11 protein-coding genes are annotated in these 13,264 nt (G+C 35.5%); all 11 read right to left on the reverse strand.

Annotated elements, in window-relative coordinates; all coding sequences use genetic code 11:
• Window positions 1-2: 2 nt before the first annotated feature.
• Entirely contained in the window at window positions 3-998 is a 996-nt protein-coding gene (dhaK, locus tag G6O73_RS04240) for a dihydroxyacetone kinase subunit DhaK (protein ID WP_219935207.1), read from the reverse strand.
• Between the two features lie 116 nt (window positions 999-1,114).
• Complete coding sequence (locus G6O73_RS04245; protein WP_148126689.1) at window positions 1,115-1,954, reverse strand: YitT family protein; 840 nt, start codon at window positions 1,952-1,954, stop codon at window positions 1,115-1,117.
• Window positions 1,955-2,028: 74 nt separating this feature from the next.
• Window positions 2,029-2,487, reverse strand: a complete 459-nt coding sequence (locus G6O73_RS04250) for a GNAT family N-acetyltransferase (protein WP_057886065.1) — start codon at window positions 2,485-2,487, stop codon at window positions 2,029-2,031.
• 464 nt (window positions 2,488-2,951) lie between these two features.
• Window positions 2,952-3,893: an NADP-dependent oxidoreductase gene (locus tag G6O73_RS04255; protein WP_057886066.1), complete on the reverse strand. Its 942-nt coding sequence runs from the start codon at window positions 3,891-3,893 to the stop codon at window positions 2,952-2,954.
• Window positions 3,894-3,993: 100 nt separating this feature from the next.
• On the reverse strand, window positions 3,994-5,379 hold the full coding sequence (locus G6O73_RS04260) for an MFS transporter (protein WP_057886067.1): 1,386 nt from the start codon (window positions 5,377-5,379) through the stop codon (window positions 3,994-3,996).
• A gap of 128 nt (window positions 5,380-5,507) precedes the next feature.
• The gene (locus G6O73_RS04265; protein WP_057886068.1) at window positions 5,508-5,759 is read right to left on the reverse strand and encodes a hypothetical protein; all 252 of its coding nucleotides are present in this window, start codon (window positions 5,757-5,759) and stop codon (window positions 5,508-5,510) included.
• Window positions 5,760-5,885: 126 nt separating this feature from the next.
• Window positions 5,886-7,049, reverse strand: a complete 1,164-nt coding sequence (locus tag G6O73_RS04270) for a cation:proton antiporter (RefSeq protein ID WP_057886069.1) — start codon at window positions 7,047-7,049, stop codon at window positions 5,886-5,888.
• 446 nt (window positions 7,050-7,495) lie between these two features.
• Window positions 7,496-9,313, reverse strand: a complete 1,818-nt coding sequence (gene glmS, locus G6O73_RS04275; protein ID WP_057886070.1) for a glutamine--fructose-6-phosphate transaminase (isomerizing) — start codon at window positions 9,311-9,313, stop codon at window positions 7,496-7,498.
• Between the two features lie 273 nt (window positions 9,314-9,586).
• Window positions 9,587-10,744: a mannitol-1-phosphate 5-dehydrogenase gene (locus G6O73_RS04280; protein WP_057886071.1), complete on the reverse strand. Its 1,158-nt coding sequence runs from the start codon at window positions 10,742-10,744 to the stop codon at window positions 9,587-9,589.
• Entirely contained in the window at window positions 10,741-11,187 is a 447-nt protein-coding gene (locus G6O73_RS04285; RefSeq protein WP_057886072.1) for a PTS mannitol transporter subunit IIA, read from the reverse strand. The genes G6O73_RS04280 and G6O73_RS04285 overlap by 4 nt, the downstream gene beginning before the upstream one ends.
• Window positions 11,188-11,204: 17 nt before the next feature.
• Entirely contained in the window at window positions 11,205-13,259 is a 2,055-nt protein-coding gene (locus G6O73_RS04290) for a BglG family transcription antiterminator (RefSeq protein ID WP_057886073.1), read from the reverse strand.
• Window positions 13,260-13,264: the final 5 nt, after the last annotated feature.

The following is a 13,264-nucleotide window of genomic DNA, read 5'->3' on the forward strand; positions in this document are numbered from 1 at the left end:
TTCTACCAAGCAATAGTTTCCACTGGATAATTCAAATAATCCAGCCATTTTTCATCGGCTAGTTCAAAAATCGTTAGTGAGATTCCAGCCATATCCAAAGATGTCATATAATTACCGACTTTAACAAAAGTTGGTTCAATTGATTTTTCAGCTAATTTATTCAAAACGTCATGAGTGAAAATATACTGTTCCATTAACGGTGTTGCTCCCATGCCATTAACTAAAATAGCATACTTTTTATCTTTTGAAAGTTGCAGACTATCATCTAACTTTTTTAACAACTCGGCAACTAATTCTTTTGAAGGCTTGATCTTTTCACGACGATAGCCGGGTTCGCTGTGAATTCCGACTCCATATTCTATCTCATCTTCAGCTAACTCAAATCCCGGTTTGCCCACCTCAGGTACAGTAGCGGCACTTAAAGCAACCGCAATCGTGTTAATATGTGGCAGAACCTGTTGCGCTAACTGTTCCAAATCATCCAAGGATGCACCTTGATCAGCTGCTGCACCTAAAACTTTATGCATTAAGACGGTTCCAGCAACTCCACGTTTTCCTTGCGTATAAAGACTATTTTCAACTGCAATATCATCATCAACCACAATTGATTTAACCAGAATGTCATCCATTTCGGCCATGTCCTTGGCCATATCAAAATTCATTACATCACCTGAGTAATTTTTGATAACCAAAAAGACACCTTTACCGGTATTAACAGCTTTGATTGCAGCATAAATTTGATCAGGTGTTGGTGAAGTGAATACTTGACCAGCAACAGCTGCGCTCAACATTCCCTTACCCACAAATCCAGCGTGGGTTGGTTCATGTCCACTGCCACCACCACTAACAATACCAACCTTATCTTTCATTGAAGCTTGATCGCTGCGAATCATAGCAAAAGTTTCAGGTATTTTTTTAACAAGTTGCGGGTAAGCTCGCACCATTCCATCAACCATTTCAGCAACAACATCTTGTGGATCATTAATGATCTTTTTCATTTTTGGACAACTCCTTAATTATGTTGTGTCTCCAATTACAGATTACTACAAAAGTAAAACGTTTTCCAAAAAAAAGACTGATTACAATCAATCAGCCAATTCTACAAGTCTAAATTTTATAATAAACGATATAATTCTTCAGCTCGAACACTGCGAATATTGTCAACAACAATCAGAGCTTGAGGATCAATTTCACGAATCAAAGGAATAATTTCAGCTAATTGTTTCGAGGAACAAATTAAATAAATGATTGGTCGTTCAGTTTGGCTGTAATAACCACTAGCTTTAATTAAAGTTATTCCTTGATGCAATTCGGCCGATAATTTTTGGGCGATTAAGTTGGTTTGATTAGAAATAATATTAATTGATTTTTTGGAACCAAAGCGTGACAAAAAAACATTTGTTAATTGAGCTGAAAGATACAATTCTAAGACTGTTAGTAGCATATTTTGGAAGCCAATGATTAGCACCGAAGGAATTGCTACTGCTAAGTCAAAAAACAAGGTTGCTGAGCCAATTTGCATCCCAAAATACTTGTTAAAAATTCGGCCAAGAATCGTACTGCCAGCAATTGAACCGCCAGCATTTAAAATCAATCCCATTGCTACACCTGTTAGAACCCCACCAGCTAATGTTGGAATAATCGTTTCAGTTGTATGATATGTATAAAACACCGGAATCTTTAAGAAGATTGATAACCAAATTACCGCCCAAATTGAACGAATAATAGTTCGTCGATCTAAAAATCTATAACCAACCAGTAATAAAAATCCATTTAAAATAAAATTAGTTAAATAGGGTGGTATCTTTAAAGTGTAATATGCAATGGTTGTTAACCCTGTAACCCCACCTTCGCCAAGTTTAGTTGGAATTAAAAAATAATTAATTGCTATGGCATATATTAGTGATCCCAGCGCAATTAAGAATAAGCTCTGTAAACTTTTTGATTTGAACATTTGAAAATCCCCCATAATTAACAAGTTACTTTCACCAGTATAATAACTAGTCGGTTAATTGTAAATCTCATTACCTATAACAAGAGTTCTAACCATAGACGATCACGCAAATGAATCCCGTTTTCAATGATTTTTTGTGAATACTTTTCACTAAAATAATCTTGATCGATCCTAACAATCCGAAAACCTAACTTTTGATACAAGGCCAAGGCATTAAAGCTGGTACTGCCCGTTCCAACTGTCAATTTGGAATAGTTAGCTAATCGTGATTTTTCAATCGCAAATTTTAATAACTGATGACCAATTCCTTGCTGTTGTAAGTTTTCGATTACTGCCAGATTTACCAGTTCAATTTGATTTGCAGTTTGCGGCAGTAAAACTACGGTTCCAACTAATGACGATTGATAATAAGCAGCATAAGCAATTCCAGTTGTTAAATACTCGTTAATTTTCTGCTCATCTGGGTCAGCTGTTAACAAAAGTTTTTGTATTTGCTGATCAGGTTGAGAATATCTTTTTAAAATCAAATTCATTTTTGGCCTTCTTCTTTTTATTAGGAACTTGAACTGCAAATTAACCTAGCTAGTAATCAATAGCCGGCTAAGTCCAAATACAATCCATCGTTGAGCTGTCCTTGAGTTATTTTTGGAAATTTAATTGTTGCAACATAGCTTACAGGAGACCAATATACTGCCAATCAAGAATTAGCGCAACTTGGTAGGATTATTAACTATAAACAGTGTTTGTATGAACCAATTTTCGTCGTTCATCGAATGCCGGTGGATTGAGTAGAATTTCGTGGCTATTTTCAGAGCCCACATGGATGTTATTTAAACGGTTAAAATTCCGGCATGATTGAGAATCATCTATTAATTTGGATAATGAGTGATTGCAAAAGTTCTTATTTGGGAAATTTGCTAACTAAAAACAGAGCTCAACAATTTAGAAATTGTCAAACCCCGTTATTTTAAATTTTCTTGATTTTCATTAACTAATTTTAGTTAAAACTAATCACGATTTTTCCGGTAACATGATTTGTTTCACTGAGTTCATGAGCTGTAATTAAATTTTCCTTTGAAAAAGACAGGGTTTTACCAATTTGTGATTCAACAATTCCTTTTTCCATTAAATTAGCAATTTTTTGCAGTTGCTGACCATCAGGACGTAACCATATTGATTTAAATTCTTGCTGGTTTTTAGCGGCAATTTGAGCACTTGGTGTGGCTTCACCGGCAATCGAAATTTGTTTTCCACCCGTTTTTAACCATTCAAAGGCTGTAACTTGATTTTTGCCGCCTAATGTATCAAAAATCAAATCAAAATCCTGCAATCGAGCCAATTCATCTGGTTGATGATAGTCAATAACTTGATTAGCACCTAACTTTTGCAACATTTCTCGATGATTAGCACTAGCTGTCGTCCAAACTTCAGCACCACAATTTTTGGCAAACTGAATTGCGTAGCTGCCAACACCACCAGCCCCTGCTTGAATTAAAACTTTCTGACCAGCATGCAATTTCCCTGCTTCAAATAAAGCTTGCCAGGCTGTTAATCCAGCTAATGGCACAGCAGCTGCTGCTTCAAATGAAACGTTTTGCGGTTTGCGAGCCAGAAGATTTTGATCAATTAAAGTATATTCTGCATAAGTTCCACGTGAAGTTGTGTCTGGTCGTGCAAGAACTTCATCTCCTACTTGCCAATCGGTTACCTCACTGCCGATTTCAGTAATTATTCCTGCAGCATCCCAACCAACAACAATTGGAAAATCCCAATTAAACATTTGTTTTAAGTAGCCTTGGCGTAATTTCCAATCAATTGGATTAATTGATGTAGCCTTTAGTTTAACAACCACTTGTTGGGATGCCGGTTTTGGTACTGGTAAATTAATTTCCTGCAATTCTTTTGCCGAACCATACTGATAAAAACCAATTGCTTTCATAACAAATCCTCCGTATTACTTCTTTAAAATAAGCATATTAATTAATATAACATATTGAATTTTTATTGCAAAAGAAATGCTAAGGCTATTTATTAGGATACTAAATATGACTGCTTTTCTTAGATTTTCTTAAATTATAGCTTGCGAGCAATAAGCAACAAAAAATAATAAGTACTGCGCCCTTCATTGCGATATTAAATCCGTTAAATAAAGCTTTTTGCTGATTGTTAATTGCTTTTTCTCCAATTGATAATAAGCCGACAAATGTCGGTGTTCCTAACGCTGAACCTAACTGAATGAAAGTGTTGATGATGGCAATTCCGTCAGTTTGCTCAGATCTTTTCAATGAACTAAGCGCTAAACTTTGATTCGGTGACCAAGCTAAGCCTATTCCAAGATACAACAGGCAATTTAAAATTCCAATTATGATTACAGCTGTTTTATCTGAGACGGTTGATTGCCAGTAACTACTAAGCAACATTAGAAGTAATCCTCCCAAAATCAACCATTTTCCGCCGTAAGAATCATAAATTCTTCCAGCCCAAATGGTAATTAAAGCACAGATAATGGCTGCGGGAAAAAGAAAAAGTGCTGCGGTTAAAGGACTAAGCTGCCGGCCACCTTCTAAAACCATTGGCAATAAAACATTCATAGAAAATTGCACCATCTGCATTAAAATCACTAAAAGAGCTGCAGCTAAAAAACGTGGTTGTTGTAAAATCTTGATTTTTAGTAACGGTTCTTTCAATTTAAATTGCCGCCGATAAAAGATAACTAAAAGCAATAAACCTAGCACGATAGTTCCACTTTTTATCAACCAACTTAATCGGCTATCAATTATACTGATTCCGTATACCAAACTACTTAGACCGACAATAATTAAACCAATCGACCAAATATCAATTTGGGGTTTAGTTAATTTCATAGGATTGCCTAACCATAACCATCCCCCAATTAGACAAAGAACAATTAAAACTGCCAGTAACAAAAATAATACTCGCCAACTAGTCAACTGTAAAATAATTCCTGAAAAGATTGGACCAAATGAAGGTCCAACTAAAATAATGCTAGTACAAATTGCCATAACAAAACCTTGTTTACTTAAAGGTGTTTGAGCTATCGCAGCGGCCATCATGATTGGTGCTAACAAACCGGTTCCTAAAGCTTGGATCATCCGCCCTCCTAAAAGAATTGAAAAGGATCCCGCAATTAAACAGATCAGTGTTCCAATTAAGAAAACACCCATTGCTCCTAAGTACAATTTTTTGATTGAAAAGCTGCGTAATAAAAAAGATGATAAAGGAACCATAATCACCACAACTAACATGTACCCCGTAGCCAACCATTGAACAGTTGTCGCAGAAACCTGCATAACCCTCATCAAGTCTGTTAAGGCAATATTTAAAATGGTTTCGTTAAATAGCGACAAGAAACCACCAAGTAATAAAACAACTAACGCTTTGCGATAAGAACTAAAATTTTCCATCCTACAACTCCTAACTAAAAAATCTGTTGAAATACAAAATCCCCCCTTACTGATTAAATCTATCAGTAAGGGGGTGCCTTTAATCATATGTTAGCATGATTGATATTAATTCTTCAAGTTTTTTAACATTAGTTAAAATCCAAATTGACGGTTGATTCGTCTAACCAATCATATTTTAGAATTTTTTTTAATTTAAGATTAAATGGAATCCATAGACCGCTATGCAATAAGTCTTTCATGATTGTGCTAAAATAACGATCTTTTTTTGCAGTTTTTGGTTTTTCAACTAAAATTATTTCATCAGTTTCAGTTTCACAAACAAGTTTTGATTTTTTTATTCCAATAATTCTTACAGGAATAATTAAGTTTTGTTTTTTCATTGAGATGTCTCCTTCAAGAAGCTTCAACTTTCAGCTTCTAGAAAAAGTTTAGCACTTATTTTTAAACAACTGTTGAAGAGTTTCTTAGTTCTTTGTTAAAATTGTTGTTTTTTCATTAGAGTGTTTTCAAAACTTTTTCTGACTGCTTAATGACCAGCGTAGAAGCAAAGGCGCAATTAACGTAGCTAAGACAATCACTAGAATCAAATCAACATACAGCGACTGAGCTAAGAGCTTAGCGGAAAAACCGATTTGAGCTGTAATTAATGCCATTTCTCCGCGAGCAATCATTCCAGTACCGACAATCTGGCTACTTTGTTGATCAAATCCCGTCAACCGGGCTCCAATTGCTCCGCCGAACCACTTCGTTAAAACTGCTAATAGGGTCATTAAAATAATAAACGGTAACGAACTGAAAAAGTTACTAAAGGAAAGCTCTAAACCAATATTTGCAAAAAAAACTGGGACGAAAATGGCATTTCCAATCGGTTCAATATATTGGTCGACAACTGCTCGAGCAGTAGTTTGACCGACTGCTATTCCAGCAAAAAAAGCGCCAATGGCACCGGAAAGTCCAACTTCATCTGCTAGAAAAGCCATTGATAGACAAATAATCATTGCACAAATTGTACGACTGGTCGGTACCAATAATTGATCAGTTAGTTTCATAATTGCCGGAGCAATCCACTTTACCAACAAATAAACCCCAACAAAAAAGAGTGCCTGAAAAAGCAATTGGATGATTAAGCTTTTCTGACCGCCAGCGGGTGCAGTCTGATTGCCACCAATCAAGGCAATCATTAAGCTTAATAATAAAACTCCAATAATATCATCTGCAACTGCTGCTCCCAGAATTGTAGCACCTTCACGACTTTCAAGTTGATTAAATTCACGTAAAACAACAACTGAAATACTAACAGAAGTAGCTGAAAAAACTACACCAATAAACAAAGCCTCTTGAAAATGATAACCAAATAAAAAACTTATTCCTCCCATAATTAACACTGGTAAAATTACTCCGGCTAAAGCAACTGCTAATGCAGGTTTTAAATATTTTTTTAGCTGATCTAAATTGCTTTCAATTCCCGCCATAAACATTAGCAAAATAACCCCAATTTCAGCAAATTCAGTCAAATTTTCACTGGGATGAACAAAACTTAAAATAGCCGGGCCAATAACAATTCCTGCAATCAGTTGACCTAATACTCCTGGTAAAGACATTCGTGCAAACAAATGATTAAAGAAAGTAGTCGAAACCAAAATAATCACTAATGATCCTATTAAACTCACTATCAAGTTCCTTTCGTTGTTAACGTGCTATATAAAAATGTCTAAATTAATTAAATTTTAGCTGTCAACATTTCTTTAAGAACAGCTTACCATTTTTTTTTTAACGTCAACAACCAATTTACTTTCAAAGGGATTAAGAGATAGTTTGTTACTGCCCTTTAATTTTAACTAATTCTATCAACAAAAAAAGCAATAAGGTACCAGATTCCTACTGCCATGCAATTTGATTATGTGCGTATCCATCAAATACTAGTTTGTCAATCCAGACCAGATCAATACTGTCTAGTGTAAAAGAACAAAACAACCCAGAATTCAAACTTAGATCAAATATTATAAAATAGACAGTCTTTCGCCGATAAAATATCGACAAAAAACTGCCTAATATGATGAGCTATTCAATTTAACGCAAACCTCAGCATACAGGCTGAGGTTTAAAAATTAACAATTTATTCGACAGTAACACTCTTAGCTAAATTACGTGGTTTATCAACATCGTATCCACGTTGTAAGCTAGCATAATATGCCATCAATTGACATGGAACAATAGCAACTAACGGAGTCAATAATGGATGAACATCAGGTAAAACAATCTGATCACTGTCATTAGCTAAAGAACGACTAGCAATAAAGACTACGTTTGCGCCACGTGCCATAACTTCTTGCGCATTACTACGAGTATGTTTTGCAGTATTTTTATCGGTGATTACCGCCAGAACTGGAGTCCCTTTTTCAATCAAAGAGATTGTTCCATGTTTCAATTCACCAGAAGCAAAACCTTCAGTTTGAATATATGAAACTTCTTTTAATTTTAAAGCTGCTTCTTGTACAATATCGTAATCGATTGAGCGGCCAATATAGAAAGCATTGCGAGTTGTTGGTAAAAGAGCTGCCGCAATTTTTTCAATCTCTTTCTTTTCGTCGACTAATTCTTGTTCACCATTGGCAACCTTAGTTAATTCTTTAGCTACATCAAAATCAGCAGCAGCTTCGATATGACGTAATTCTCCTAAAGATTTTGCTAAAATAGCTTCTAGAGCAATTTGACCAGTATAAGCTTTGGTTGAAGCAACCGCAATTTCTGGTCCAGCATATAATAACAAGGTATAGGTAGCTTCACGAGAAAGAGTTGAATTTTCTACATTAGTAATTGTCAAGCTTTGATATCCTTGTTCGTTGACTTGGGCTAATACCTGACGACTATCCGCTGTTTCACCACTTTGTGTTAAAAAGATAAAGAATGGTTTGGCTGACAATAATGGTGGATTATAACCAAATTCGGATGCAACGTGAACTTCAGTTGGAATTTTGGCAATTTTTTCTAATAATTCTTTTCCAACTAAACCTGCATGATAGCTGGTTCCAGCAGCAACAATGTAAATTCGGTCAGATTGATGCAAGCTTTGTAAGATATCATCATCGATTTTAATTGTGCCATCTTCAGCAATATAGTGCTTAATCAAGGTTCGCATAACACCAGGTTGTTCATCAATTTCCTTTAACATGTAATAAGGATAAGCACCTTTGTCAGCTGCTGAAGCATCTGTACTGACATGGAATGGCTTTCTATCAATTTTATTTCCAGCCACGTCTTCAATCAAGATACTGTCTGGCTTAACAACCACTGTCTCACCATCAACTAATTCAATGAAATCATGCGTCTGATCCAGCATTGCAATCGCGTCACTGCAGACAACATTAAATCCATCACCGACACCAATTAATAAGGGACTCTTATTTTTAGCGACATATAAAGTATTTGGCTCCTGGTTATCAATCAACAAGAACGAATAAGATGAACTATCATCAATTAAACTGAGAACTTTTTTGAATGCTGACTTAGTTGCTAGTCCAGTTTGAGCAAATTTAGCAATCAGTTGGACAATAACTTCTGTATCAGTATCACTTTTGAAGGTTACATCACTTAAGTATTGCTTCTTTAATTCAGCAAAGTTGCCGATCATTCCATTGTGAACTAAGTAATAACGACCGTCATCTGAAACATGCGGATGAGCATTAGCTTTACTTGGAATGCCATGAGTAGCCCAACGAGTATGACCTATTCCAGTTGATCCATGAACATCAGAACCAATCTCAGCTTCTAAATCCGCAATTCGACCTTTTTCTTTGACCAGATATTCGTGTCCATCCTGATCATTAACATAAATACCAGCAGAATCATAGCCACGGTATTCAAGCCGTTTCAAGCCCTTCAATAAAATCTGAACTGCACTATCCTTACCGGTTACACCGACTATACCACACATAAAATTTGCCAACCTTTCACGAAAATGTTTTTAAAAAATCTAATTATATATACATTGGTCTATATCGAAAATACAGGTTTAAATCAAACCACTCTTGTACTATAAACCTTTAAAATAAGGCTGTCAATGAAATCGTTGCAAAAAAAAATTATTTTATTGGTATAGACAATTGCTGAAGAGAATTTTATATTTCAAATAGATAATTACACTATACCAATTAAAAAAAGGCATCTTCCTAAGAAGACACCTTTAAGTAATACTCAGTAATTATAATTATTTGTGATCTTTAACTGCTTTTTGATAAGAATGTTCAATTTCGTTAATTAAAGCTTCATCTTTTAAACCGGTTGTTGCTACAACGACTTCCTGTAGCGATTCTGATTTGAGCATTTCGATTAACTTTTGGCTTTCAGCATCTTTAGGTTCATCAAAAGTATAAATCATCCCGACTGTTTCTAATAAAGCTTCATAGCTTAAATTGCGCTCCTTTGCCTCACGGATTGGACGAATAAACCGTTCATCATAACCTAATTTACGGATTGGTGTCCGGCCAACACGGGCAATTTCATCGGATAAATATTTGTTTTCAAAACGTCCAATGATTTTATGTTGATAAGCTTCATGTTCTGAGCGTTTAAAGTTCCATTTGGCAATTAATAGATCACCAGTCTCTTTCAAAACACGTTTTAATTGCTGTAAAACCTTAGGATCTGCGATTGCTGAACCGATATCAGAATACCCAAGATATTTTCCAGTGTAAGCAACTGTTGCATGTCCAGTATTAACTGAAAATAGTTTGCGTTCAATATATGGTTCCAAGTCTGGAGCATAATGAACACTTTCTAATTTTAATGAAGGATTTGCCATTTGGTGTTCGTCGATAACCCATTCTTTAAATGGTTCAACTGATACGAATAAGGGATCGTCATGTTTCTGCTGTGGTACAATTCGATCAACTGCAGCATTTGGAAATCCAATGTATTTATCTGCAAAAGTTTGCTCTGCTTCAGCTAAATGACTGTAAACTTCTTTTTTTAAGTTTTGGCTTCCACCAATCATGTTCTCACATGCTATTACATCAATCGGCGTGGTCTTAGCAGCTTTTTGGCGGGCCTTAATTCCATCAGCAATTAACGGTGCAATAAACTTCAAGATTTTTGGGCCAATCGCAGTTGTAACAATGTCTGCTTCAACAATCTCTTGGACAACCTTTTCTGGTTCTTTTCCATTGTTGATTCCCGCCACATTATGAACAGAAATCCGTTTATGGGATTCGTCTGCTAGCTCAATTTCATATCCATGACGCTGGTTTAAAGCGTCAATAATCGTTTCGTTAACATCAACAAAATTAATTTCAAAACCATTTGCTGCTAAAGTTTCACCAATAAATCCTCTGCCAATATTGCCTGCTCCAAAATGTACTGCCTTCATTTATGCTCAACCTCTTTCAATAAATTAACAATTTCTTCTGGTGTTTGCGCATCAGCCAACTTAACAACATTATTAACATCACTACAAAAGATAGCAATTTGTGATAATAAATTCAAGTGCTCACCGTTCAATCCGGCGATCCCGAAAACAACAGTTACAATGTTTTCTTCTCCATCCTTATCGGAGAAATCAACTCCCATTGGAATTTGAACAACAGAAATGCCAGTTTTCTTGATATATTGTTTCCCTTCTTCGGTCCCATGGGGAATCGCAATGAAATTACCCATATAAGTTGAAACATCAGCATTTCTAGCTAGCATTGAATCAACATATGCACCTTCTGTAAAACCATTGTCAACTAACAACTTTCCTGCCAGTCGAATTGCTTCTTCTTTAGTTGCAACTTGCTGGTTTAAAAGAATCATTTCTTTTTCTAATTTCATTCTCTTCACTCTCCTTTTCAAAACTTAATTTGGTTTAAAAATTGTAAAGCTACTACATTTTTTATTTCGGCAAGCGAACCCGCTGCATAAACTTGAGTGTTGTGATTGTTCATAACAATTGAGCTACTGATTGATCCCATTAAAAGATTTTCAAAGTCACTCATTGGTGCTGGCCCAGTCATTAATAAAACGCGTTCTACTAAAATTTCTGATTGATCCATTGCCAGCATTTTTAACGGTTGCTGTAGCTGGTAAATTGAGAAAAAAGGACAATTAACAGTTTCATCCGTTGCGTGAACCAAGGCAATTTGACTGTCAGGAATTCCAACCGGAGCTAATTTTACTCGTTGTAACATTTCGGCTTGAATAACCTGCGGATTTGTCACAATTGCAGGGGAAATCTTTTGCAAAATTAATGCTAAAACTTGCTGTAAGTTTTGTTCTCCATTAGCAATTTCAACTAACTCTATTTGCTGGAGTAACTGGCGACAAAGTGCTATTCGCTGATAATTCTCCTCAATTTGAGTTAAGGCATTGTCATTCGCTTTAACTGGTTTGGTTGCCGGTTGAAACGGTATTTTTTTACTCAACGAACGGACAATCTCTTTAATCCGCTGTAACTCATCCCCTAGCAATAGTGGACTAACTACTTGGTAATTCCAATTGAATCCTGGTAATTTGAGAGTTGATAAAATTAAATCAAAATGATTTGGATGAATCATTTTCAACTGAGATACTTTAGCAATTGATACTTCTGCGATCGCTGGAATTTCTTGCTGCAATCGGCTCTTTAAAATACTAGCAGCTCCAATTCCATTTGCACAAATTACTAAAGCTTTTAATCGTCCCGTATTACTAGCATTTTCAAAACTATTAGCAAAATAAAGTAAAATCAATTCTTGTTCCGTCGTGGAAAAATGATATTCTGTAAACTCAATTGGCAAAGCTTGCTGAATTGCTTGGAAGAACTTGGGATATTTTTCAGCAATATTACTTAGTAAACTAATTGGTACATCTGGCAACTCAGGTCCATGGTGTTGTAACAGCAAACCGATATGTTTGCTTAGGCGTTCTAACAAATCATGATCATGATTAAAATTCCAACCAGTTACTTGAGAAACACGATAAACTAAAAGCTTTACTTGATAGGTAATTTGTAAGTCATAATCATCACCCCAGTTTTTCAAATCGAGCTGATAATCGACTCCTTGTAGTTGAACTGCTAAAAAATCAATTTCGGCAGTTGTAACTTTTGATTGAATTTCAGTTGGGAACGTTTGAAAGACAGCTAATGCCTTTTGACGATATTTAAACAGCTTTTGTGGACTTTTTGTCCGGTAAGCTTTTATAGTAGAATGCCGCATACGGACTAAAGAAATAGCTAAAATCAGAATCAGTTGAACTTCTTGAATATCTGATCTGGTTTTTTTAGAAACATTTTGTTGCTTTAAAGCCCGAGCACATTTTCCTAATACATCTTTAGGTAAAAGTTGTAAGAAAAAATCTGAGCGTTCATTTTTTATATCTTGTTGCAGATACTCGAAAAACTCATATTCATTTAGCTGACTAGTTAAAATTCCACCTAGTACTAATCTTCGCTGAGCTTCACTACCCAAGACCTCGACGCCGACACTCTTTTTAGCATCAACTTGAAGATGGTACTCAGCTAATGAGGTTTCCAACTGTTTCAAATCGCGTTGAATAGTGCCTTCACTAACATCTAAACTAATTGCCAATGAAAAAATTTTTTCGGGTTGACCTTGCAGCAATAATAAGCAAGCTAAAGCTGCTTGACGCTGTTTAGCACTCATTTCCAATTTGTTTGGTTGTTGCTCGAGCTCACTCATTAGCGATTTAATCGCTTCTGTTGGACCTTGCAACAAATAATTTCCATTTATATTTGCAATTGCAATTTGATGCTGGTTTAAATACAGTTTTAATTCAGAAAACTCACGATAAACTGTTCGGCGACTAATACCAACTTCTTTGGCTAAGCTTGTAAGCTTAATTCCATTTGAATTTTGAACTAATTGTTGCAGAATATTTTTTTGACGCGGTGATAACAGAATCACTTTTT

This window comes from Liquorilactobacillus nagelii DSM 13675 (assembly GCF_019444005.1).
In the GTDB taxonomy this organism is placed as follows: Bacteria; Bacillota; Bacilli; order Lactobacillales; family Lactobacillaceae; genus Liquorilactobacillus; species Liquorilactobacillus nagelii.